Raw genomic sequence first — 24,960 nt, forward strand, 5'->3', positions numbered from 1 at the left:
TTTTGATTTATTCATTTTATTCAATAAGTTTTATCCTCAATATCAACCAGGCAATATTATCCAAAAAATATGCTCCTCCGAACTCTTTCACAATATGGCTCTCTCATCTTTAAAACGCCCTACTATTAATTCACACTTTATAGGTGAATTTCTATGAATTCTTCCTATTTCATACTGTCCTAACTCCCGCAACCTTAAGCGCTTACTCTCACAGATAAGTTGAGAGATGGCCCATTTGAAAATATGCCATGAGAAAAGAAAAAAGAGTTGCAACTGATAAAGAATTGATCAATTTTTATACAAATCAGTATTCCACAGTTGCACCAAGGCATTGCAATGGACAATAAAATAGAGCAAAAACAGAAGGTTAAAGTAGCCCAATATCTACGGATGTCTACAAATCTTCAGGAATTTTCGTTAGATAACCAAGCTCAGTTCATAAAAAAGTATGCTGACGACAACAATATGGAAATCTTGCATACCTATGATGATGCAGGAAAAAGCGGTGTATCCACGTCAGGAAGGCATGATTTTAATAAGTTAATCAACGACATACTCACTAAGGAAATCAATATTGATGCTGTGCTTGTATATGATGTAAGCCGTTTTGGTCGCTTTAAAGATCCACAAGAAGGAATCTACTATAAATATCTATTAAAAATGAATAAGGTAGATGTCATCTACTGTGCTGAAAATCTTCCTGCGAATAGTGATACTGAGACGTTCATACTTTCATCACTTATGTATGCTGCGGGAGCCTTTAGTAAAAACCTTTCAATCAAAGTATTTGCCGGACATGTAAATCTTGTTAAGCGAGGATACTATCAAGGTGGAGTGCCTGGATACGGACTTAAAAGAAAGTTACTTGATAATAATAACAAAGCGAAAATGATACTCAACAATGGTGAGAGAAAGAGTCTGCAAACAGATAGGATAGTCTTAGTGCCAGGAAGTAAAAAAGAAACGGACTTAGTAAAGAAAATATTTAACATGTTTATTTTTGAAGGATTGAATGAGTATCTCATTGCTTCAAAACTAAACCAAGAAGGATATAAATACAGCGACAAATCGGATTGGACACGAAGCCGGATACATTCTGTGCTTATAAATAATCGCTATACTGGTAAGTATACATATAATCGAACATCTCAGAAACTGAAAACTAAAAGAGTTCAAAATCCTGAAGAAGATTGGATTGAGTATAATTCCTTTTTTAAACCCATAATTTCTGAAGAAAAATTTAGGTTAGCGAAAGAAATTATTAATAACCGCTCAATAAAAATGAGCAATGAAGAGATTCTTGAATTTTTAAAAAAGATCCTTTCGACTCATGGAAAAATATCAGGTTTTATCATAGATGAAGAGGATAATGGTCCATCAAGCAGTGTAGTAGCAAGCCGCTTTGGAGGACTTCTACCAGCATATAAGCTGATAAATTACACACCCGAACGAGATTACCGTTATTTAGAAATAAACTCATCCCTACGTATTAAACATGACCATATTATAAATAAAATACACCAAGAAATTAATAACAGCGAAATATCTATATTAGATAATAAACTAATCACCATAAACAAAAGCTTAACCTTTACCATAATACTTTCTCGATGTAGAAAAATGGAATCTGGAAAATATAGATGGATTGTTAGATTAGACAGGGGGCTAAATCCTGAGGTTAGTGTGATTGCAAGAATGAACAGTCTTAATACCGAACCTGTAGATTATTACATTCTACCTTCGCTTGAAAGTTTTGAAAATGAACTGAGTCTAAAAGAGAATAATAACCTTCTATTTGAAATGTATAGATTTGATAACATCAGGACCTTCTTTGATATGCTTTCAACTACGGAAATGGAGGTGGCATAAATGAATGACGACCAAATTCACATGCTCGAAATATCAAAAATAAAAGTTGTAATTCCACGATCCCGGAACAAGTTCAAACATGCTGAGATAACAGATAGTATTGATACAAGTGGATTAAGAAAACCAATAACAGTAAGAAGGATTGCGGATAGAAAATACGAATTTGCCTTAATTTGTGGTCAGGGTAGACTTGAATCACTCTCAGCTTTGGGAGAAAAGCTAATACCTGCTTTCATACTGGACATTGATGAAAACAAAGCATACATAATGAGTTTGGTTGAAAATATGGCTCGCGTAATACCAAGGGCGGGCGAGCAGTTTCAACGAATAAAAGAAATGAATGAGCAAGGTTTATCTAACAAAGAAATATCCTATTCTACTGGCCTATCATTGCACTGGATTACCAGCCTGACTATGCTAATTAGCAAAGGAGAAAACAAACTATTATCTGCTGTAGAATCAGGAAGCATTCCAATCTCGCTTGCAGTTGAAATTGCCAGAGTAGACTTCGAAGGTGGGCAAGAATTACTAATCAAAGCTTTTGATGAAGGTTTAATAAAACATAAAGATGTTGGTAAAATCAGAGATATATTGGACTCCAGAGATGAAGGTTTGAAAGGATTTCTGAACAATAGTTTCGGAGTTGCAAAGAAAAAGAAAAAACTCACTACTGATGAGCTTAAACAGATATATCAAGATAATATTTCACAGCACAGAAAAATTAAAAACAAAGCTGAATATGTCGAGAGAATCTTACTCATAGCCAGTCAAATATTCAAAGAGTTATCTGATAACGAAGATTTTATTAAAATCTTAAGCGAAGAGAATTTAAATGAAGTAGTTAAAGTTATAATGAAGAATACTTCTTGCTGAGGTTAAAATGATTAAATACTGCTTTAATGAAAAAACAGTTAGCTTTAAATTATCTGATCTTATTTATACAAAAAAACCTCCTACCAATTATAAAAGTAGCCAAAAATACATTCAAATAAAGAGCACGATATCTGCACTTGGATTAGTCGAACCTATACTGATTTACATTGATGGGGCTGATGGCACTGCAAAAATCCTTGATGGTCATCTGAGAGTTGAGGCATTAAAAGATATTGGAGAAGAAAGAGTTGCTTGTCTCGTTTCAACTGTTTACGACACTTATACTCCCAATAAAAAAGTTAATAGAATCACAATCATTCAAATTCAGAAAATGTTAAAAGAAGCTGTTCGAGTAGGGGTTCCTGAAGACATGCTCTGTTCAGCCTTGAATATAAGCTCCGATTCATTAAAAAGTAATCTATCCGTTCTTAAAGGCATATGCCCTGAGGTTATAGAATTATTTAATGATAGAGATATACCTAAGAACACATTTATGATCTTAAAAAGAATGATTCCTTTTAGGCAAATTGAATGTGCAAACTTGATGATAAAATTTGATAATTATTCAAAGATTTTTGCTCAATCGCTTTATCACAGTTCATCACCTGAGCTTTTAAACGACAAAGGTAAACCTAACACTGATGAGAGATCTGGTAATAGAAAAGCAATTGAAAGACTTGAAAAAGAGATGGCTCAGGTCCATTTCGATACACAAAAGATAAAAGAAAACTACGGTTCCAATAGTTTGAAGCTAACGATTGTTATCTCTCACATTAAAAAAATACTCGAAAACCCTAAGGTTTTCCATTGGCTTCTTAGGAATAAACAAGATTACCTTAGTGAACTAACCAAAATATCTGACATTGAAAAATTAACTTAACGCTTTTTTTCATAAACAGATTTTAGGATTAGAACTATTCAAGGATGATATCAAACTCGCTTAAGTTAAGAAAATCTAGGCTATAGATTTAAATAACAGCGATGCCGGAGAAGTTAAAAAAAGCAGAGAAAGAGCATTGTGCTTAGAAGAGATTGCTTATGTTTTTAAAGCGTTCAGAGAGCACTCTGAGATCTTCTCTCGTGATAACTACCTTGCCTGTGCTCTCGTATTGCTCCTTGCTGTTCGCAAAAGTGAGTTAACCGAGGCTCCGTGGTCCGAATTCAATTTAAAAGAAAAAAATGGTTTTTACTAAACGAAAGGAGCAAATCCGGTGTAGGTATCGTCATATCGCTTCCTCCGATCGCTATTGAGATTTTAGAAAAAATAAAGGTTAGAGCATGGGATTCGCCTTCTTATATTTTCCCTAATCGCCGGACAAGTAAAAATCAGCACATGGGAAAAGACACTCTCAACAGAGCCATAGCGAAGTTGTTCGTTATCGAGCCTGGCAGGAAGAAGCAACCGACAAATGTTATGGGTGATATTGAATATTTAAATGTTCATGATCTGAGAAGAACGAGTAGGAGCTTGCTTGATTCATTGGCAATTTGGCAGTTCCTCCACATGTAGCAGAAAGATGCTTGAATCATAAACTCAAAGGTGTTGAAGGGATGTATGACAGGTATCATTATTTTGAAGAAAGAGAAAATACTCCAAAGGGATTATAAGATTTAATGAATAAAATATCGAACTAACCCCTTACTTAAATTTCAGTTATTATAAACTGTTCTACTTTTTTTTGTTACTTACCCAGATCGTTGGGTTTTTATTGCTAAGATTAAATCTTGATGTATTATCATTCACTAAAACCTCATCGTTAATATTACTTACATCTTCTGTAAGTAAAAATCTCCAATTAGAGGGATCTCTCCTTATTTTTTCTAATTTACACATATAAAATCTAATTGCAGGATCATTCCAAAGCCCGCCCCTACCTACTTTTTTAGTAATATTTTCGAACAAACTTTCACCCCAAGGAGACTTGGAAATTAGGGCTTCCCTAAGATGGTTGATTTCAGCTAATACTTGAGAAGGGTGGTTTATAGACAAAAACATATTGATAGACTTTTCATACCACTCCTTCCCAGAAATAAAGTCCCCTAATTTATAGAATATAAATCCCGAATTAGCATAAGCATGTGCTATTGTCCCCTTGTCCTTAGAATGAGATATATTTTTTATAAACTTTAATACTAAGCTAAACTTCTCAACAGTTAAAGGTTCATTTTTTATTTCAGCTAACGATATTTCAGCGAAATATTTATTTAAATTTAAAGTCTCATTTTCGGGTTCTACAATTAGACCTTTCTCAACAATGTTAACCATTTGTTCATAATCATCAAGCAAACCAGCTAAATAGCTACTTAATATTGCTGGCTCACAAGTATAAGGTTCTTCTTTTTGCCATAACATAGCGAATTTTAAAGCAGACTTCATATCACATTCGGCATAGCAAGCCCAACACTTTGCCTCATTTGAATTTTTTTGTTTTTTCAAAAAATTATCATCAACCAAATTTTTAAGATCACTAGTCCTTTCTGCCCATTTAGCTTGAGCCAAAACATTTGCATTAGGATGTTTTAAAGAATTTATAAAAAGAGATTTTGCTTTTTTTTGATTGCCATCTAATAGCTCAAGAGAAGCTAAACAACTATTTAATTCTGTAAGATGAAAATCAGATTGTATAGTTTCAGTTAATTTCTTCGCAACTTTCCAATTTTGAGGGTTTCTACCGTTAGCTTTTGCCACTGCAATTTCCGCAGATAAAATCCAGGGATCAGAAGTTAAATTAGGATTCTTTTTAAGAATTTTATGAGCAATGTCGTTTTCATTAATGCTAATGAAAAACCTTGCGGAAACCCTCGATATCCAACGATGATGGTTGGAAAGTTGTAAGCCAGTTAGTATACTTTTCCTTGCTGACTCATGTTCTCCGATAGATACAAATGCCCTGCCTAAATCAATCCAACTCAATGAATCTTTTGGATGCTCTTTTAACCATTTACGTTTTAATCGGATCTCATCTTCAGCAAGACGACCCACAGACTCTAAAGGAAAAAAAGCATTTCCATCTAAAATATGTCTCGCCAAATCTTTCAATCTCAAAGGCGAATTTTTGTCATTTAAAATAAAATTAGCCACATGGCTAACCTGAGATATGTTGTTAGTAAGAATAGCTATATTAAGTAGTTCAGCACCAACTCCAATAGTTCTGTTGTGATTGAAATCATGGAAAAGCTCTGAAAAATACGAGCTTTCAATTTCAGGCTGGTCTCTTGCTTTTAAAGCTAAAAACTCGACAGATGAAACCTCATTGGAGTGTTTCCATATAGGTATCAAATCTCGCCTATCAACTTTTTTAAATACGCTCATATCATATTCTCACTTAATGCCTTCAAGCTTCATTTTTTTTATCATAAGGTCAAAGTCACTTACGAAGCGCTCGATACCTAAAACTGGGTTCTTCATAGTTATAGTTTTTGACGAACCTCTTAATTTAAAATTAGGATGACTGCATTGATATACGATACCTTTCAATTTTTTAGACATCCACTCAGGATTAACAGTATCAAACTCTGTCAAAATTTTCTCAAAAGCTTGTGTAAGATGAGGCAAAGAAAGCTCATAAGAGTTTCCCGTTCCTCCCCATCGTTTCGGGGCTATGTCAGAAGGAAGTTTTAATTTCAAGAGTGTATTAATTGTGGAACCAGTAAAAAGAAATGTAATAAGAGAGCCGAATTGATACAAATCGCATCTTTGCCGTCTGTCGAACCATTCGTTTACGCTATAACTGTAGATTTGTTCAGGAGGTGCATAAGAAGGATCACCAGCAATTGGATATGCATCATGTATCTGTGGTTGACCTTGTAAGCTTGCCCTGCCCAAATCGCCAATTTTCGCACCTAACTCACTGAAAATCATGATATTAGACGGCTTTATATCTTGATGGGCTATACTTGAGTTATGCAACTGAATAAGTCCTAAAGCAACATCCTTTAAATGCTGTAGCTTAGCAAGAATAGATATTTCAGCTGATGTAGATAGATATTTCCTAATATCACCATGATCAGCCAATTCTAAAATTAAGTAAGGAACAACATGCATATAGTTGTTATCTAGTACTTCGTCGCCAGCATCTAATACTCTAACTATTCTTTTGAGTCTTTTACTATCACATAATTGATGAAGCATGTTTTCGAACTGATAAACAGAAGTCAGAGTATTCAAATCTGCCATAACATTGCCTTTGGCATCAATTGTATGTTGCAATCTCCTCATGAAATCAAAAGCTTTTAGAAAATAAACTTTACCATCTTCCTTATTTTCAACAAGATAAGAAACAGAAAAGTTTCCTCCGGTCCCTGGAACTCCATCTTCTCCACTGCTGATTTTCTTAGATACTTGCCACTTATTCTTTAAAAGCATACCTTCTAATCTTGTAGCTGGTGTTTGGGAATGCGACATATGATGCTCCTTTTTAGGAGTATTCTTACCCAGAAAAATACGTAAGTAAAGGTTAACCAATGCAATGTGTTACAATTTTTAATTTCCTCGAAAAAACATGTAGTTAACACTAATTTAATTTTCAATATATTCCAATGAGAAAAGATTAGCAACAGAAGTATTAATGTATCTGAAATTATTGATTTCATTAAACTTTTCATTACAATCGAGAAGTTTTTGAGTGAATATTTTCAAAAGATTTATGGCTGTTTTCAACTTAATAACATCATACGCAACTATATACTGCAATATATAAAATGCCTTTTTTATATCAAAAAGAGATAACAATCTGTTCATGTTTTTCAGAAAAATTTGATCATCATGTTTGCACCGATCAATGAAGGATACTATAAAACTATCATTCGCTATATCATGAAGATAGTTCATATTTAAAGCCTCTTTTTCTGTGGGATATTTAATAACATGACTATTATGGCCTATTTCAAAATACAAGTGCTTAATATTAAAACTATTTTTTGTTAAGAGTATATGTTTTATTGATTCTAAATTTTCCCGAAAGAAAGCCCTGTTGACATTTAAGTCTTCTAATTGCAATCCCAAATACTTAGCATTATTCAAAAAGATTGTATTTTTATCGTTAATATATATTTTGTTATAAGAGTTTACTTTGGTAAGTTTTTTAATTTTGTCACTAATATTTGAATGACAAGTGCTTTCAATTATCATAGTTTCATAATTCTCCTTTTTTATATCTAACTAATCGATATACAAGAAAAGTCAACTATCAAAAATCATTGATCATTTATTGTAAACAGTCTAAAATTATTGACATTGAAAATTAAACATGTGAGCGACTTATGTCTTCCAATCGTTTTATTCTTTCACGCGTTTGTGTTCCTGATTATTTTTTTCCGTTCCTTCCAAACACTCTTCAGTTATTTAAAGAAGAAAGTTTATGCCCTAGTGGCTTTATATCTGTTTATATGATATATGACAAGATTGAGAAAAAAACAGTTAGCACACATCATAATTACTCTTTTGCATTGAAAAAAACAAAAAAACTTAATAAAAGCAAAGATGTAAAATTAACTCTAAGGTGTGAAATTTCAAGTATAGATCCGAATGCTTATGTAAATCATATAATTGATTATTTCAATATTGAGAAATTAGAGAAAATTGATTTTTACGTGGTAATAAATAAAGAATATCAAACGATTCCAGAATATCAAGACACTGATTTCGTGCACAGTTTTCAAGAAAGTATTTTGCAAGAAGCATTCAATCAAAGAGTGAAAGTCATTGAAGATCAGGAATTTATTTTATTTCAATATGAACTTAATAACGATATAAAAATTAATGATAAGAAAAAAAATAAAATCGTACCTAAGTAACCTAATGTAGTGGATAAAATAATGAAGCAAGGGCTAACTGAGCGATGCTCAGTTGCCTTGCTTTTTCTGCCCTTCGGTTGAAAAAGAAAGATCAAAGCAAAAAACACCAAACCCAACCCATTGACGCGATTGATCTTTGTGGTATTTATTATAGTTAACATATGGATATGCTATTAATGAAATAATATCAAAAGGAGTTGATATGAAAGAACACAATATTATTTTTGACGATGAGTTCCCTTCTACATTTACCAATGACCCTGCCGTTAAAAAATTACCCCCTAATCGTCTTCGCAAACACTCAGTAACTGTCAGATTAAACGAAGTCGAGCTGAGTAAAGTAAACCAGTTCAGAGGACAGCTAAGCAGGAGCTGTTGGCTGAGATCTTCAGCTCTTCAGCAACTACCCCCTTCTGTTCCCGAAATCAACAAAGAAGCCTGGCAAGAACTTACTGGTTCGCTACAGAAACTGAATGATCTTACTTCGTTCCTGCTTCGCAGAGGCGAAGATGCTCAGCCACTATCGCATGAAGTAAGCGCTTTGAAATTGAAACTGTCGCATGTAAGAGATGCTCTGCTGACACTTGAAAAGTGATCATCCAAGATGAAGGGCATGAATAAAATAAAAAGGGGTAAGAACTTTCGAGGAGTCATCTCGTATGCGCTTGCCCCTGCTTCTCATCACAAGACTACACCAGTAGTGATTGGTGGCAATCTTGTGGGCATCACTGTAGACGAGCTGACCGCTGAGTTCGCAAACACTCAGAAGCTAAGAGAGGATGTTACTAAACCAGTTTGGCATAACTCCCTTCGTCTCCCTGCCGGTGAATCACTCACAAATCAACAATGGAGGAACATTGCTGATGACTACATGAAGCGAATGGGATTCTGTCACACTCACCTCCGTTGTTATGTCCTACACAATGATGAAGCTGGTCAGCACATACACATCATTGCTTCTCGTATAAACGTATTAGTAGATGGCCAGCTCTACTTAGGTAAGAACGAGAATCTCATCAGCACTCGTATCATTCAGGAGCTTGAAAAAGATCATCAGCTCACTCGAACTAAAGGTCCCTCTCCTGCTATACAGCCCAAGAAGCAAAGCAAGCTCACTCGTAAAGAAAAGATGATGCAGGACAGGACCGGAGAGAAACCTTCTAGAAAAGTGATACAGGAAGCTATAGATGCGATCCTGACCTTCTTCGATACCATCACTATCGAAGACTTCATATATGAATTACAAAAGCAAAACATATCAGCGACAGCAAACATCGCATCTACTGGCAAGATGAACGGTTTTTCATTTGAGCATCAGGGAGTCGCTTTTAAGGCATCACAGCTCGGTAAGGCATACAGTTGGTCAAACATGAGTAAACGAATCACCGTCACTCAACCAATAGATGCTGTTGCTCCTGAGTCGATTGCCGACAATGAAAACGTTTCGAATCCCATTGAAGTTCCTCCCACAGTTATACCAACGCCCCTTACGGCAAATTCCAGAGAACATATCCGATCTCGCTGGTTGCAATGGATACCTTACCTTGAGGAGCTTGTTGCCAGTTTAAAAGCTGTTGGCTCAACGATTCTCAACCCTCTCAAAAGAAACTTCATCTTGACCGTAATACGAACCAGCAACTCTGAAGCACCAGAGATTTCTGAGGTAAATTCTCAAGACTCGGCAAGAAAACCGCAATTTAAACCTCTTTAAACGGCTATTTTTCAGATATTTAAAATCATTCCCTAAGCCAAACACAACAAATATTTTCATTTCAAATCAGATTGATAGATAAAAACGATCGATCGTTATTACTGATCAATTATCTGTTCATGATAGCTATTGACTATCAAAAGAAAGCGATCGATCGGTATAAATGATTTGCTAGACCCTGTTTCCTAGCCGTAATGTAACTTCAAACGAAACCACCTAGCACACTGATTTATCAGCAGAATAAGCTGATGCATACGTGCGCCTTCGATTCAGAGAAACTAACCTTGGACGAACCTATGACAGCAACAACTGAAGTAAAACAGCCCAACTTCCTTATGATGAAACGGGTATGGATTGCAATTGCACTTCCGATTGTCATTTTCTATTTCTCTGGAATTCAGGGGTTGGTCCAGCTTGCAGTCGTATGGATTTTCGCAAGCATCATGCTCTTGATGTTTGCTTATAAAAAATTCCGCATCAAAAAGTGGAATGCCAGCACCAGAGACCATTTTGGCGAGCAAGACGGTATGTGGAGTCATGAGTTTGGTTCCACTTTTATGAAGCTCGACCAGCAAAGAGGACTTATCCATCTCAAGGAAGAGAACAAACAAAAGACCTATCCGTTCTCAGCAATCAAAGAGTGGCGATACAACTTGTCTACTACGAGAGAACGGGCTGGTATCAACAAAGAACTTGACCGCACTCATGATTTCAGAGAATCGGGCTTTTACATCGCAGTGGACGATGTTCAGTATCCAGAATGGAGAGTAATGTTCTTTCCCCAAAAGGGTGACTTCAACTCACAAGAAGGCATCCGGAATACGGAACTGCAACTTAAGCGCTGGATGCATATTTTTGACAACTTAATTAACAGATAAATTTTAAGATGTTATTTATCAAAAACTTAAAAAACCAATCATCTGATTGGTTTTTTTTTACCTGTTAACTGTAAAGATAAACTTAACCAATCCGATAAGTTCTATGTTTTCACAAAATTTCAATAGGGACTTAGAATGGCTGAAGCGTTAAACGAAGGTAAAATCATGCAGGCTCTGAACTGGGCCTACGATAAGGCTCTGGATGGAAGCATACCAGGAACAGACTCGGCCTATGAAATGGCGGAAAGCTATCTAAAAGGTGATGACACTTTAGTTGAAAAAGTAAACTCCCTCATTCGGTGGCAAAATACTAAATCAGCCACAACAGGATTTGTTTCCGGCCTTGGGGGAATCATCACCCTCCCTGTAGCAATCCCCGCAAGCATAGCTACAGTCATTTACGTTCAAATCCGCATGATCACGGCTATCGCTCTCATGGGCGGATATGATGTGAAAGATGATCGCGTAAAAACAATTGTCTATAGCTGCCTTGCAGGGAATGCCGCAAAAGATATACTCAAAAGCACGGGCATCATCATTGGTTCGAAAATGTCCACTCAGTTGATCAAAAGTATTTCAAAAGAAACCATTTTTGCCATCAATAAGCAGGTCGGTTTTAGACTGCTGACGAAGTTTGGTGAAAAAGGAGCTATAAACTTGGGCAAGATGATACCTATTGTAGGCGGGATCATAGGGGGCACTTTCGATGGTGTTTCAACCAATATCGTTGGAAATGTTGCTCGTAAAACCTTCATTGAAAATAGTGCATTACAGTCGAATTGAGAATCAGAATTCTTACTAAAAGAAACTAATACTGAAATGTTTTTAGCCTTAAAAATATAAATTTTCGAGCGACATTAATATATTTTTAAACTTGGCACTAAAATATTAATGAGTTAAGGGGGCGGAAATTATCACTCCTTAACTCACTATCACAAGGAATTACTTATGTCTCTCCGCTTCAGAAAAACATTTACCCTCTTTCCTGGAGTCCGTCTTAACATTTCCAAAAATGGTATTAGCGCAAGTATAGGAGTGCCTGGAGCAACGGTTAATTTCGGACAAAGAGGGGTAAAAGCAACATTTGGGTTGCCTGGTTCGGGTTTATCATATTCTACATCGACTATACCCTATGAAACCAAACCTTCAATCATTGAAGAGCCAGATATTGCATCCCAAAAGCATTTATTCGATATACCGCAATCATTTGATGACAACATTCCTTCCAATGCAAAAATATATATGCCTCAATGCGGTATGAATGAGATATCAAGTGCATCAGTTGAAGTTTTAACAAGTAACTCACTTTTACCTTTGAGAGATTTAATTGCTAAAGCACGAGAGCAAAGAGAAGAAGTAAAGTCTGATTTGAAAGAAGCTCTTACAGAAGAATCATTGCAAAAAGAAGAATTAACACGTCGGAAATCAAGCTTTTTCCGATGGTTTTATAAGAAAAGCATTGCTGAACTTGAGATAAAGTTACCTCAAACGCAGGCCGAAATATCTCGTTTAAAATTGTGGGAAGAAAACACCAAAATCGCTATAAACTTCGAAAGCAGTGATGCTTCACAGCGAGCATATGCAGCAATGGTTCGTGCATTTGACGCTTTGAAGTCCAGTATAAAAAAATGGGATATAACCGCCGATAAGTCTACTGATCAGTTCGCGGAAAGAACTCTCGCAACGAGAGCTGTAAATCGTCATCCCGTAAGTTTCGGTTACAGCTCTACTGAGCTTATTCAGTTCGCAGGAAAGGCTATGCGCTTTGAAAATATCAATGGTGACGATATTTTGCTCTATCCAGGTGTTGCTGTGATCCCTCGTGTAGATGGGGCATTTGCTTTAGTAGATATAAGAGAGTTAGACATCAGTTGTGAGGCTCATGGATTTCATGAGGAAGAAGATGTTCCTAAGGACACAGAAATAGCTGGCTATACTTGGGCTAAAACGAACAAGAATGGCTCTCCTGATCGTAGATTTAAAGACAATTATCAAATTCCGATTTGTATTTATGGAAATATTACATTTTGGTCTCAAAGTGGTGTAACAGAAGAATATATGGTATCTAACACTCACGCAGCTAAAAATTTTGTTGATTTTTTTAAAAACTATCAAAATTCACTCACCTAGTCATATTTATCTAATAATTAGTTTAATATTTCTTAATCAAAAAACTGGAGAGAAATCAAATATGATAAGTTTTTGTTCTGAAAAAACAGTCGAATTTTCTTTAGTTCCAGAATTTTCAAAGCTAATTAAAAATTTGGGTGAAAATGCCCCAATACAATACTGGAAAACAAGAGAGGGTAATTTAACTTCAAAATATTTGCATGGCTATGAAAATGTATACTTAGTTGCCTTCTTTTCACGTAGACCCAAAGTAGACACAAAAAAAAATCACATACTTCAAGGGAAGATAAATAACTATATATTTGAATTTAACGCTGCTGCTAAAAATATGCCCATAACTGTTTTTTGCGGTTTCCCATTAGCTAAAAACTTATATGAACTCAGTGACTCAAAAAAAATTTGGATTAATATCCCTAAGAATGCATCAGTTGATCAAGAAGTTTTATTTTTGGCGGAAGAGAATGAGGGCGAACATTCCATTTATTGCAAGCAGCCACTTAAAATAATAGAGCAAGAGGATGTTTGCGATATCATTAAGAAGGATAGCCACCCTATTACTTGGGTAGAGGCAATCGATGTTATGGAGAAACTTAAGAGAAAACCCGGTAGAGGCCACTGGTTTCTTCTTAACTGGTATTATAAACCTGTTTATTTTGTCATCAAAGCAAATATCTATGGTAAATCATAATTAAGAAGGTTATTGATTTTCAAAGAATCCTTGTATTATTATCAATTTTTTAATAAGGGCTTTTAATCATGGACAACTACTGGGACAGGAACAGACAATCAAACTATTTTCTAAGTATGGCAAGTCTTGAGGCTAATCACTTAGTCAATGTTGCCACATCCCTCTCACAGTTCCATCTCAAGGATGCGCTTGTCCGTGTAAAGTTTCAGGATGAAATAAGAGAGTTCTCCCGCTTGCAGATCCAGACCATTCGCACTTCTACCTCGGATGATAAGTGTCAGGAATGCATCCAAAATCTTAAGCAAGAAGCCCAAAACTTAAAGATTCAGGACCGGATGCTCAGAACAGGAGAAGCCCTAGTATCGTCTTCTGTGAAGTTTTACCATGACCATGAAAAGGTCATTGGCTATGTCATCGACGGAATAGGAGTTGTTCTCGGGACTGTTCAGTTAGCGGCTGGTGTAGGCTTGTTTGCTGGATCGCTCTTAAGTGGCAATGTTATCGGTGTTGTTGCTGGTTCTGCAATGATTGCTAATGGTGCAGGCTCAATGGTGGAAAGCATAGACAAGCTAAGAGGAGTTTCGAACCCTTCCAATCCGGTGATTGAAGCTTATGAGGATGTAGCTGAGTTTTTTGGTTTTGATAAACGCTTGGGTCTGCTTGCTTACCAAGTGGTTGATCTTACTACATCTTACTACGGAATTTTCAAATTAACTTTGAAACCCGAGGCTTGGAGAATATTTAAGTATCTCCCTACTGATTACTATCGCCAAGTACAGTTGATGAGCAAACAAGACTTGTCTATAAAAGGTGCAACAGCAATTTGGAAAGGTAGCGCTATAGGTGTGAACCTCTATCAGATGAACCACAATCAAAATGGAAACTAACTTTTGATCTTACCTGCAAACCTGTGTGCTTTCCAAGCCAGATTCATTGGTATGACAAAGTAAACGATTATGGCGCCGATGATAAGGACGATTGCATAAGAAATCAGGCTTTCTTTATGCCCTTTTGCTATACCATACATAAAAACTGATAAAATAATGAGCATCGAAATTATACCAGCCCAAAAGCGCTTGCTAAGCTCCTGAATAAGAGACTGAAGTGTATCTGATTTGTTCTCATCTCGGGTAAGAATTTCATTAAGCTTACGGATATCCTTCACCGAAAATCCATTTTGAAGGAGCTTTTGCTCAAAATCGTTCATTTCATCATCCTGAAAAGCCATAAGATAAAAGAAAATATATCATACATTAAAGCTGAGATGCCATATGACCCATTTGCAAAACACTCGCCCTAAGTTAAGTGTAAAGATCATATGGCATAGTTATTGTATCGCCATACTGAATAAAAAGTATATCCTAAACCCTTTTCTTCATTTTGAAACCATCGGCTTTAGGCTCTGATGTAGGCGTAAAGCTCTGTTTTTGAGTAGAAAATATTCTTTCAACTTCATACTCATTCCAGATAATGTATTCGATAATAAACTTGTAGAAATACAGCACGCGTTCAAGGCTAACAGTTGAAGGTATTGTATAGAAGTTTGGACTGAGCAAAGCCGAACTCAAAATTGCAATAATGTTGCTTGGTCCCTTCAGATAAGGATTCTGATAGTCTTGCTGATACTTCAAAAAGTATCCTACACAGAACAGGTAGGCATCTTTTACGATTTTTTCTTTGTTGCAGTCTGATTCATCGTATCTAAGAATGAAGCGATTGAGGAGTATCAAAAATTTCTGATCTGGCAAATATCTGTTTAATTTATTCATAGTAGCATCCTTGCTGTTGTGAATGTCATCCTGACATTTAAAGAAATATCATAATATTTAATCATGTCAATAGTTAAAACCTATCAATTTCCATTTGAATATCTTTTTTAGGTAACGGACGATTAAGCTCTTCGGCTGTCATTTGTTTTAAATGAGAATTATATAGCCATATCTTAAACTGCTCTAAATATTTGTTGTTCAATGCTATCAAGGCTTCGTTTTCAGTTTCGAGCCTTTTTATTCTCTGACAAGCAATTTTTAAATTAGCAGGTCTAACCGCACATGTTTCTTTCACACCAGACTTGAAAAGCTTCTTTTTTGAATTAAAACAATCCGCAATTTTAACATGACTACTCAAAGATTGCCTTGAAGGTCTCTTACCAATAATCTTTATCAACTCGTCACATAAAGCCTCCCAGGTCAGCTTCTCATCGTCATTCCAGGTATTAATAACTTTCATTATCGATTTTTCATCATAACCAGTAATATGTTTAGCCATTTATTCTCCTTTTATTATTTTAGTTTGAAATTCATACCATTTGTCAGCATTAACATTCCCATCATTTTTATCAAAATTGGTTTTTTCAAGAATTTTAGTGTGTATCCTCCTTAGTTGGCAATCATCCGTTCCAGAGTCTTGTAAGGGATAATAATTACAAGGCTTAAAAACATATGAGTGCTTGCAGTAGCCATGCTTAGTGACGAGCACAGCTCCATCATTCAATAAATCGAAATCAGTTATGTCCATAACAGATATTTCTTTTTTCCTATGGCTATTACCGGCTCCGATTGAAGTTTTATCTTTCATGAGATTGATCATTTGTATGTGTGATCGGTGATCGTAGGAAACATTTTGTGAGACCAACTTCCTTCCAGACCATCTGGCGATGCTAAACTCGTCCATACCATTGATTTGAGAAAACGTATTAAGTAGATGTCTTAACTGATGCGTTCTTAGCGAATATGGGCTACCGTCTTCGTTAATATAACCGTGTCTTTTAAACAAGTTTGTAGTGCCTTTGATACTTGCAAAGGCATCAATATCCGATCTAAAAAACTGAGCAGTGGGTCTGAACAAAGGTGCCAAATGATTGCTCGTTTTCTTACATAATTGTCCCTCAAATAACAGACATAAAGCATTTGAATATTTGATTTTCTTCTCTTCATCATACCAGGGAAAATTTTGAGGTTTTTTACTAAAGAGTCCATATCTATATGACTCAGGAACCTTCCCTTCCATCGTTTTTGCAACAAACCTTGGATGGGTGGACAACTTTCTCAACCGGGCTATGGCCTTTTTAGCTACAGGGACCATTACTGAAGGAATCCATTTGATGTCTCCAGCATACCCCTTCGCTGAAAAAAACCTTAAACCATATCGTTCAATGCCGTTCTCATCATGCTCTGTAATCGCACAATCCGCAGGAAGGCTTAAAATTTCCGAGATTCGTCCTGGTGCACACATCAGCAGTGCAAGAACAGACGTTGTGAAGACGTCCCTCAAAGACAGTTGGCTTTCATCTTTTGAGAAAATCTCCGCAATGGCTATGACGGATTTTATATCTGGTAATTTTGAGTGCCCTTCCAGCGAAGGTTCATAACCTTGCCAACTCTGAGTTATTTTATGCCTTAACGGATTTACCCAAAAAAAGTATGATGAACTTGTCATTCTGTTTTCACTCAAAAATAAACATAGTTTCTCAAGTTCCTTACCAATTCCAACTGCTTGTGATTTTTTATATTTAGTAGTTGCTACTCTTACACACTCATCAAAAATGTTATTATTACACTTGACTACATTGGCTTCACCGTATGATTTCAATAACATAAACTCAACGATCTTCAACATTGCCAAAGCATTCTGGTTTGATTTTGACTTGTTAAACGAGTGAATATGAAACATGTAACCCTTAGCAAAATCAATAAACATGTCATCTAATCTTACTTTGCTATTTCGATTATTGTTGATATCAAATTTATTGAATTTGTAGCATCCCTTCCATATATGGCTTTCCCATGTAATCGCTAACTTTGAGTTGAATATATTACTCTTACAAAACTCAATAAAACCTTCAACATTTAATGATGGATTATTTGTATTTATTGGCTCGAATAAAATTACATTGGTCATTCAGAACTCCAGGCTGTAAAGTTTTTGCAGGTAAAACACTCTATGTGTTCGTGTTTACAATCAGTGAATCCAAAAGAATTTAAAACATATTCTGTAAAAAGCTTCTTGTTCTGTGTGCTATCGCCACCAAGAAAGATCTTTGATAGAGGTTCAAAAAATGAATGAAGTTTCATATCAATATCGTGAACATTATCTGGGCTATTTTTTACGTATATCCCTGATGAGTTAATAGATTTATGGTCTAATGCTTTAGCGATCACTTCAACTGAGGCTCCTTCCTTTGCTAAACGTGACCCAAGGGTATACCGGAATCGTCTGGCATTCAGCCTTATAGGATTATGGGTTCTTGATGACTGTATATTAAATTTAGTGGTGATTTTATCTAATTCTTTAGAGATAATTGAATTTTTCATATGGAAAAAATCAGTTGCCATACTGGTATCTAAACTTTGGCCAGATTGAATTGATATAGATTTTTTGGTATTCATGAATATAGGTAATTCATTTTTTATATGACCAATACTCTGACCAACACCATCTTCAATATGTTTTTGATTCATATCAATCAAGGTTGTTAGTTTCTCATAAAGGCAGTCATCGATACTTACCAAGCTAAACTCACTTCTAAAGTCCTTCCTTTGTTTTACTTTCGGTATGTTTAGAAACCAACCTTCTCCCGTTCTGATGAGATCTTTCGCTTTTAAAGAAGTTAACTGTAAAGGCCTCCTTCCCGTTGTTGCTAAAAGAATGACATAGCAATAAAGATAACTGGGAATTTTATCTTCTTTTAACAAATTGCTGATACTCTTAAGAACGACTTCCAGCTCTTCTCCAGTTAGCGGTCCAGTATTTGGGTCTCTTCGTTTGACGGCTTCTCCTGTCAAATTATTTTTAACCTTTATTTTTTCCAGCATTGTTAAAGCTGAGGTTTCAACTCCTACATAACCGAGCTTTTTCCACTTCGTTAGAAACTTCTTTATAGAATTTAGTTTGTAGTTTTTCTCAGGGCCTAAATTAACATTAAATTGATAAACGGCATTAGCATCTATCGTCTTAATGTCTATCACCCCTAACCATTGACTAAAAATCTGGTTTATGTTTTTTGTGTAACCTGCACTGTATTCAGCCGAAAAGTAAGCCAAGGTAGTAAGGTAACCAATACGCATCGACTCTGGCATTTTGTCGGCAATTTTATATGGAAAAATACAAGTCTCTTTATCTAATTGCCATCTGATATCAGAAAGCTTGAAGCTATACCCCTGCATTGTTGCAAAAACCAGATTCTCTTTTCTTAGATTACATATTGCCATTATATTGACCCTCAGTTATCTTTTTCAAAGATTCATATACTCTTCCAATAACTTCTTTTTCTTTTTCTGATATATGTTTGAAATTATAGTTTTCAGACATTTTAGAGTCTTTTGACCACCCCATGAGATAGCATCTCAATCCTGATTTACGACTGATTTCCAAATTTGAACCATCAATTTCATTTGAATAGAAATAGTTCCATGAATGCCTCAATCTATGCCCCGATAAATTCTTTAATTCCGGGCTTACTTTTTTAATAGTTGAAATTATTTTCTCATATGCTGAAACAGATAATGGTTCTCCTACCGTTTTACCTGCGCTGTGAGTTACAAACAGGAAGTCATGTTTTTTCTTTTTAGTGATTTTACTTCTACAAGTTTGTATGTAGTCGAAGATCTCCATCACTAACTCGTCTGATAATGGGATTATCCTTTCGCCAGTTTTGACTAATGGCTGATTTAGCCTCCGGTCTTCAATGCAGTCATGTCTTCTGAAGATACTTAGTGTGTTATTTCTAAGATTTAGATCATTTACTTTAAGATTTAGTAACTCACCTGCTCTCAACCCACAATTCAGTAGCAAGGTAAAAATGAGCCTGTTCCTTCCTTGAACCTCCTTCTGAAAGGGGTTTTGGCTCCCTTCGACTTCCAACAGCTTAAACAGAGTTTTTATTTGTTCTTCACTCAATGATTTGTCTTTTCTGTCGTTCATGCTGTGTGATTTATTTCGTGGGAGATGTGCTCTCAAATTTTCTATGAAAGTATCGATTTCATATCTGGCATGGATTCCCTTCATAGAATGAATCAATCCGCACAACCATTTTAGGTAATTTGAAAAAACGTGTATCCTGTAACTAAAAGTTCGTGTAGCAATCTGCTTTCCTTTGAGTAATCTTACATTCGTAATTTTTTGTTGATCGAATCTTTGCTTTGCATACCGTATCAGGTCATCTACTTCAGCTACACTTAGGAACCGCTTGCTTTCAATCCTATCAATGATTTTAATGTTCCTGCTTTTCATAAAATTGCTAAGGATAAGTAGATTCGTTGCGACTATCTCCATCGTTGATGCAGTCGCACTTCTGTTCCTGACATTAGTTGTGAGATAAAGGTTCTGATAGTAAACTGGTAGCAGTGTTTCTTTGTTGAGAATCAAGCAGCCTCGCTCTCCATTACTCATGACAAATTTTTTTATTTTGAATGACATTATAATAACCCTCCGAAAACTTTACATTTAGTAATCACTACGGCTTATCATTATTTTATCGATTTAAACTTTGCAATTTTATTTTGTTATTTTTGGGTTTATTTATAATCCATTTAGATACTTAAAAAAATTTCTTTCACGTGAAAGAAACCAGTACGGCTAGTTAATAGTAGTCATACCCGATTCAAGAAGAAAAACTAATAAAGCCTTATTGCATAAGTAATACAGCGGCGCCAAAAAATAATTTGGAAAGTATTCTGTTAAGTTTTGATGTTTTTTGATCTTAATACTTTACAATTTTTTAAATCATTAGATATGAAATAAGTATTCATCTTGCCGTTTTCCCATAGTAAATATCTTCTACCTCATTCCAGTATTCCTCTTGAATAACTTTAGCTTTACTGCGGAGTTCATCTCCCATATGAACTACCAATGCTCCTCTATCCAACATGTCACCCAGCAAAATTTTTGCTATATCTTCAGTTGTTAGCTTAAGATGGTCAATGTCATCTGTCATGAAGGAATCTTCATCTTGGAAAAGACCCGGCATTGTTTTCACATAATGGTCCAGCATTCCTTTTGCCATACTTAAGCTACAGAGCAACACATGGCCTTCGCCCTTTTCAGTCTCTTTTACAGCAATATTAATTTCATTCTTGGTGATTTTCTTCGATAAATTTCTGAGTAGCTCATTACATTTAATCACTGATAGTATGGTTTCATAAATATAGTTTCGGCTCTCTTCATTTAACTCAGGTAAAAACTGAAATGGATTGTATTCGCTATCTTCGAGGTAATAGCTTAAACAGGCCACGGATTTCTTACTCAATGTATTCACAGGTAATAACCTGATAGCTTCAGCATCAAAAATCTTATCAAAATTTTTTTGACTTACAAGCCGTGAAAGGCTCCCAACATTCATGAATTCTTTGATTTCCACATTGTCCTCACTTTGCAGTTGTTGTTGGTCTGGATTCTTACTATCGAGCCATTCTCGAATTGCTAATGGCGTCAGAAATCCACTGATCGATCTCCGCCTCAATAAAGGCCACAGCTCTCGAACCTAACTTGATAGGTTTAGGGAATCTATTTTCAGAAATCAATCGGTAAATCCATGCTTTCTTGTAACCTGTTTTATGTAGCACTTCAGGTAAGCGAATGAGTCGAGTGGTTTGTGTAGTAGATGTGTTCATGATTGTATCTCCTCGTCTTGTCGATGAGTTGATACTAAGTAGACGGGAACAGGCTTTGAAGGGATGTAGTGGACATTGTTTCATAAGAGATGAACTACTTGCGATATGCTTGATGAGACAATTTATTTTGCTTTGTGCATTGACTTTTTACTGTGAAAATGGTGGTTGAGATTTTGCATACATGAATGTCTGTTTTTCCTAAGAGAAATGATATGCACATTCTTCCCAAGCTATTACACAAACTACGGCATTTTTAATATAAACCTGCGGCCAAAAATACAAGAAACCGCTGGCACCTTCTAAAAACTTCATTTATAAATACCTATGAATTAATTTTTCTTTGAATTTTTAGATTTGGAATTATGTATATGGATGTCAACATTAAAAGTATGCCAGCAACAGGCCCCGCAGGTGCCGGTGACTATAATTTGCCATATGACAGATTACCCGTCCCTGAAGTTTTCGAATCTTTTTGTCGCTCCTTAATTCAACTTAAGGAACAAAATCATCATAACGTATTGTCTGTAAGTGTTAAATCTACTGGTGGTAGAGGCTGTGTTCAATTAGGTGGCGATATTATAGTTAAAATCACTGACAATAATAATGAGTCTGTTAATGACTTATATGATTGCAAAGGAGGGGCGACATTATCTGTATCAAAATACATAAAAGCGGTTGATAAATTCATTGTTAACGTATCAGAATGGGATTTTAAATTAAGATCTTTTAATATAATTTCAGCAAGTTTCATTTCAGCCAGAGTCTTCAATACTATATCCGAACAACAAGAGCGGTTGCGTAAATTCGGTATCCGCCATGAAGTTTATGGCCGCGAAGATATTGAATCTTGGATGAAGTCAGTTCATTCTGATAATTTGATAGTTGAGTTTTTTAGTAAGGAATATATTGAAAGACTTCGTGGTGAAGAAGGACTTTGGCAAATCAAGAATCAGGGCATCTGGGGGAAACTAAAGCAAAACTCTTGGAGTAATTACCGTGGGGAGAAAGAAAATAAAGAGTCAGAACCCTATAGTTACATTAATGAGTATGTAAACATTGTTTCCTGTTTACCCACACCAGACAGGCAATCAATTTCATGCTTTATTGAACTTAGACATCATGATTACAATCATTTGTTAGTTACTTTAAGCCAAGATTTTCTTTTAAGTTATGCTTTCGAAGGTTCGGCAACACCACCTGAGTCTGAGTGCCGTCCGTGGCTTTTCAAATCCAACGACAATGAATTTATATGTGATCTCGGAAATCTTCGGATCTCTTTACCATACAATAGCGTTAAAGGTATTTGTAAAGCTTTTGATAAACTCTGGTTTGCTTATAAAGAAAAAATTCAACAAATTGGAAGTTTGTTTTGCAGTTATAACTTTGATGATGATGGTTATTGCAATAATAGTGTTCCCATCATGAAGATTCCTCTATGGATGTGGTATAGGCTGCATAAGTTCTGTGCGGATTTCGATTATGTAGAAAACGAAGGCGAATGGTCAATATTTAACGCTTTGCATAATAGAATCATGGTATTTAACCATTTTAATCATAGTACTTTTCCCTGTCGCTATGTTTCTTTTAGAATAGTGCCCCCACAAAGCATCGATAAATTCAATATTCGCGAAGCTGTTGTTCTTTGGGAACCACCTCAATCATTTAGTCTCCTTACTCAAAAACCATCTGATTTAGCTATCAGGGAAAACCTATATGCTGATGCTTTGACCACTCATGATTGGTTAATCGAATTTTTACTACCGACAGCACATGATTGGTATTTAAAGACCAAAGAACTTCCCCTTCTAACTAAGATTAAACCTTCATATTTATTTAGAGATAGGAATCAAGAAAGGTTTCACATTAAACATATTGTTTCGCTTTACAATAAACCCTCTCCAACTCTTCTTTCATCCGATTATGAGATGAGTGCTTTCTCAAAATTAATAGCTGACTTGCAAAGTTTTTACCACTGCGGTTCTGATAGCGTTGCATTCCCAAGAGACGAAATGCTCTCTCTATTCAATGCACTTTTAATATTAATAAATAATACTGAATTCCGATATTTAGGATATATCTGTGGATGCTTAAACGCATATCCATCAACTTATGAAAATTTACTATCATCGATAGATGATTTGAAAAAAAGAATCAACGATTATGATAAAAGAACAATGTTAATTGATATGGTTTTTCGCTGCTTTATTGCTTGTGAAAGAGATGGAAAGCTCGTTCTTAATAAGCATAAAATATCACAAATTAATAACCTTCTCTCCCCATTTGTTGATAAAATGCACGACAGAAATTTATTAATGAAACAAAAATTGAAAAATGGTTCCTACTGAAGATTCAACCTTTTAGTTGAATAATCATTTGCCAACTATAATTTCTTTAACATTGCGAGAGTGACATCCATAAGATGACGATTCTTATTTATGAAACTCTCAACGTTCTTACAGGTCTCACCTGACATAGCTCTCTCAGCTATTGGTCGATCTGTGTCCTTGAGTTGCTCATCTCCTCGAACCTCATCTGTGAGCTTAGGATAAAGAACTCTGGAAAGGATGGTGTTCGAAAGAGAGACATCATTTAACTTAGCCCACATGAGCAGATCAATCATTGGAAGGATACGGTAGTCAACCAACTTCAGAATCTTTCCCAGACCGAAAGCCTCTTGCTTCCTGCCCTTGATTCCATAATCTTTCCTCCACACAGGAAGTAGTGCACGAAGCGAGCCTATGATTTCTTCATCTGATGAGCTTTCGAGGTCTAAGTAGGTGTATACGCGGCTTTCATTGGTTCCCAGAAAAACGGCTCTCATACTTTGAGTGAGTGGCTGCTCTTTGATCTCTTTCTTAAGTTGATCAGTTCCTTTGACAAACGATTCCTGAGAGAACATCCTAAGAGATCTTTTGAGTGCTTCAACATGATTGAAGGTGACTTGTCGTATGTGCGTTTGGCTTTCCGTCAGATGAGTGTTGCTATCAAACGTTTTACTGATTAAGGGCTTACCTGCAAGGATCTGGTCAAAATAAACATCCCCTTCTCCAAAAAACTCAATTGAGTCGAGGATGTTCTTTCTGACCTGTAACTCCTTATGTAATCCTTTCAAAGTGCAAGACTCAACATCAACATAGTTGTCGTAGTTAAACCAAGCCTGTAGCTCTTTGTAGATCTGAACCGTATCCATACCGAGGCCTTATATTTGTGTTTTATAGCTCAATGTAGAAGTCAGCTCATCATCACCTTGAACCAGCTCTTCAATCAACAAGCTGTGAAACAGTAACAACGGCTGATAAAATTGAGTATAATTAAGACGCTTTTTTCAGTGTCTCACAACAGTTTTTAAGGTTATTTTTGAGTGTTGGTATCTATGATGGTATAAAAGGTTTAACTTCAATTAAA

24 protein-coding genes and 1 pseudogene are annotated in these 24,960 nt (G+C 35.7%); 13 read left to right on the forward strand and 12 right to left on the reverse strand.

The features are described from left to right. Positions 1 to 336 precede the first annotated feature (336 nt). The 4 genes and pseudogenes from H7K52_RS02310 to H7K52_RS19025 all read left to right on the forward strand — a co-directional run. Complete coding sequence (locus tag H7K52_RS02310; protein WP_182629622.1) at positions 337 to 1,869, forward strand: recombinase family protein; 1,533 nt, start codon at positions 337 to 339, stop codon at positions 1,867 to 1,869. Continuing rightward, positions 1,870 to 2,742: a ParB/RepB/Spo0J family partition protein gene (locus H7K52_RS02315; RefSeq protein WP_182629623.1), complete on the forward strand. Its 873-nt coding sequence runs from the start codon at positions 1,870 to 1,872 to the stop codon at positions 2,740 to 2,742. It abuts the gene before it with no gap. A 7-nt stretch (positions 2,743 to 2,749) separates the two neighbouring features. Beyond that, complete coding sequence (locus H7K52_RS02320) at positions 2,750 to 3,622, forward strand: plasmid partitioning protein RepB C-terminal domain-containing protein (RefSeq protein WP_182629624.1); 873 nt, start codon at positions 2,750 to 2,752, stop codon at positions 3,620 to 3,622. Between the two features lie 97 nt (positions 3,623 to 3,719). Continuing rightward, positions 3,720 to 4,350: pseudogene (locus H7K52_RS19025) on the forward strand (tyrosine-type recombinase/integrase); the annotation flags it as partial. A gap of 61 nt (positions 4,351 to 4,411) precedes the next feature. On the opposite strand, the gene H7K52_RS02325 reads toward H7K52_RS19025, so the two are convergent. The 3 genes from H7K52_RS02325 to H7K52_RS02335 all read right to left on the reverse strand — a co-directional run bounded on the left by H7K52_RS02325 (position 4,412) and on the right by H7K52_RS02335 (position 7,873). Then, positions 4,412 to 6,055 (reverse strand): tetratricopeptide repeat protein, encoded by a 1,644-nt coding sequence (locus H7K52_RS02325; RefSeq protein ID WP_182629625.1) that lies wholly within the window; start codon positions 6,053 to 6,055, stop codon positions 4,412 to 4,414. A 9-nt stretch (positions 6,056 to 6,064) separates the two neighbouring features. Beyond that, positions 6,065 to 7,147: a protein kinase domain-containing protein gene (locus tag H7K52_RS02330; RefSeq protein ID WP_182629626.1), complete on the reverse strand. Its 1,083-nt coding sequence runs from the start codon at positions 7,145 to 7,147 to the stop codon at positions 6,065 to 6,067. A gap of 114 nt (positions 7,148 to 7,261) precedes the next feature. Continuing rightward, the gene (locus H7K52_RS02335) at positions 7,262 to 7,873 is read right to left on the reverse strand and encodes a hypothetical protein (protein ID WP_182629627.1); all 612 of its coding nucleotides are present in this window, start codon (positions 7,871 to 7,873) and stop codon (positions 7,262 to 7,264) included. Positions 7,874 to 8,004: 131 nt separating this feature from the next. Here H7K52_RS02335 and H7K52_RS02340 point away from each other — a divergent pair, with 131 nt between their 5' ends. From H7K52_RS02340 to H7K52_RS02375, 8 genes are all read left to right on the forward strand, one after another. Continuing rightward, complete coding sequence (locus H7K52_RS02340; protein ID WP_182629628.1) at positions 8,005 to 8,538, forward strand: hypothetical protein; 534 nt, start codon at positions 8,005 to 8,007, stop codon at positions 8,536 to 8,538. A gap of 202 nt (positions 8,539 to 8,740) precedes the next feature. Next, the gene (locus H7K52_RS02345) at positions 8,741 to 9,133 is read left to right on the forward strand and encodes a hypothetical protein (RefSeq protein WP_182629629.1); all 393 of its coding nucleotides are present in this window, start codon (positions 8,741 to 8,743) and stop codon (positions 9,131 to 9,133) included. A gap of 9 nt (positions 9,134 to 9,142) precedes the next feature. Further along, the gene (locus H7K52_RS02350) at positions 9,143 to 10,249 is read left to right on the forward strand and encodes a relaxase/mobilization nuclease domain-containing protein (RefSeq protein ID WP_259400607.1); all 1,107 of its coding nucleotides are present in this window, start codon (positions 9,143 to 9,145) and stop codon (positions 10,247 to 10,249) included. Positions 10,250 to 10,545: 296 nt separating this feature from the next. Next, entirely contained in the window at positions 10,546 to 11,127 is a 582-nt protein-coding gene (locus tag H7K52_RS02355; protein WP_259400608.1) for a DUF4755 domain-containing protein, read from the forward strand. A 135-nt stretch (positions 11,128 to 11,262) separates the two neighbouring features. Beyond that, positions 11,263 to 11,910, forward strand: a complete 648-nt coding sequence (locus H7K52_RS02360) for an EcsC family protein (protein WP_058707759.1) — start codon at positions 11,263 to 11,265, stop codon at positions 11,908 to 11,910. A 165-nt stretch (positions 11,911 to 12,075) separates the two neighbouring features. Next, a complete protein-coding gene (locus H7K52_RS02365; RefSeq protein WP_182629632.1) occupies positions 12,076 to 13,257 on the forward strand; it encodes a DUF4236 domain-containing protein in 1,182 nt (393 codons plus the stop codon). 61 nt (positions 13,258 to 13,318) lie between these two features. Beyond that, positions 13,319 to 13,945: a hypothetical protein gene (locus H7K52_RS02370; RefSeq protein WP_182629633.1), complete on the forward strand. Its 627-nt coding sequence runs from the start codon at positions 13,319 to 13,321 to the stop codon at positions 13,943 to 13,945. Positions 13,946 to 14,013: 68 nt separating this feature from the next. Continuing rightward, entirely contained in the window at positions 14,014 to 14,832 is an 819-nt protein-coding gene (locus tag H7K52_RS02375) for a DUF4225 domain-containing protein (RefSeq protein WP_182629634.1), read from the forward strand. Here the strand turns inward: H7K52_RS02375 and H7K52_RS02380 are convergent. From H7K52_RS02380 to H7K52_RS02415, 8 genes are all read right to left on the reverse strand, one after another. After that, a complete protein-coding gene (locus H7K52_RS02380) occupies positions 14,829 to 15,152 on the reverse strand; it encodes a hypothetical protein (protein WP_182629635.1) in 324 nt (107 codons plus the stop codon). The two genes, H7K52_RS02375 and H7K52_RS02380, sit on opposite strands and share 4 nt — an antisense overlap. A 154-nt stretch (positions 15,153 to 15,306) precedes the next feature. Continuing rightward, a complete protein-coding gene (locus tag H7K52_RS02385; protein WP_182629636.1) occupies positions 15,307 to 15,714 on the reverse strand; it encodes a hypothetical protein in 408 nt (135 codons plus the stop codon). 73 nt (positions 15,715 to 15,787) lie between these two features. Continuing rightward, positions 15,788 to 16,213: a hypothetical protein gene (locus H7K52_RS02390; RefSeq protein ID WP_182629637.1), complete on the reverse strand. Its 426-nt coding sequence runs from the start codon at positions 16,211 to 16,213 to the stop codon at positions 15,788 to 15,790. Further along, positions 16,214 to 17,845 (reverse strand): DNA-binding protein, encoded by a 1,632-nt coding sequence (locus H7K52_RS02395; protein ID WP_182629638.1) that lies wholly within the window; start codon positions 17,843 to 17,845, stop codon positions 16,214 to 16,216. Further along, a complete protein-coding gene (locus H7K52_RS02400; RefSeq protein WP_182629639.1) occupies positions 17,842 to 19,155 on the reverse strand; it encodes a site-specific integrase in 1,314 nt (437 codons plus the stop codon). Before H7K52_RS02400 ends, H7K52_RS02395 begins: the two co-directional genes overlap by 4 nt. Beyond that, positions 19,142 to 20,362 carry a tyrosine-type recombinase/integrase gene (locus H7K52_RS02405; protein ID WP_182629640.1) on the reverse strand — a complete coding sequence of 407 codons (1,221 nt, stop codon included), beginning with the start codon at positions 20,360 to 20,362 and terminating at the stop codon, positions 19,142 to 19,144. The genes H7K52_RS02400 and H7K52_RS02405 overlap by 14 nt, the downstream gene beginning before the upstream one ends. Positions 20,363 to 20,690: 328 nt before the next feature. Next, positions 20,691 to 21,302, reverse strand: coding sequence for a hypothetical protein (locus tag H7K52_RS02410; RefSeq protein ID WP_182629641.1), 612 nt, complete (start codon positions 21,300 to 21,302; stop codon positions 20,691 to 20,693). A gap of 40 nt (positions 21,303 to 21,342) precedes the next feature. Further along, positions 21,343 to 21,555, reverse strand: a complete 213-nt coding sequence (locus tag H7K52_RS02415) for a helix-turn-helix transcriptional regulator (RefSeq protein ID WP_074399304.1) — start codon at positions 21,553 to 21,555, stop codon at positions 21,343 to 21,345. A gap of 368 nt (positions 21,556 to 21,923) precedes the next feature. Between H7K52_RS02415 and H7K52_RS02420 the strand changes: the two genes are divergently transcribed. Then, complete coding sequence (locus tag H7K52_RS02420; RefSeq protein ID WP_182629642.1) at positions 21,924 to 23,900, forward strand: hypothetical protein; 1,977 nt, start codon at positions 21,924 to 21,926, stop codon at positions 23,898 to 23,900. 35 nt (positions 23,901 to 23,935) lie between these two features. On the opposite strand, the gene H7K52_RS02425 is transcribed toward H7K52_RS02420, so the two are convergent. Then, on the reverse strand, positions 23,936 to 24,745 hold the full coding sequence (locus H7K52_RS02425; RefSeq protein ID WP_182629643.1) for a DUF6387 family protein: 810 nt from the start codon (positions 24,743 to 24,745) through the stop codon (positions 23,936 to 23,938). Between the last annotated feature and the right edge of the window lie 215 nt (positions 24,746 to 24,960).

Source organism: Pantoea hericii, from assembly GCF_014155795.1.
GTDB classification, from domain to species: domain Bacteria; phylum Pseudomonadota; class Gammaproteobacteria; order Enterobacterales; family Enterobacteriaceae; genus Pantoea; species Pantoea eucalypti.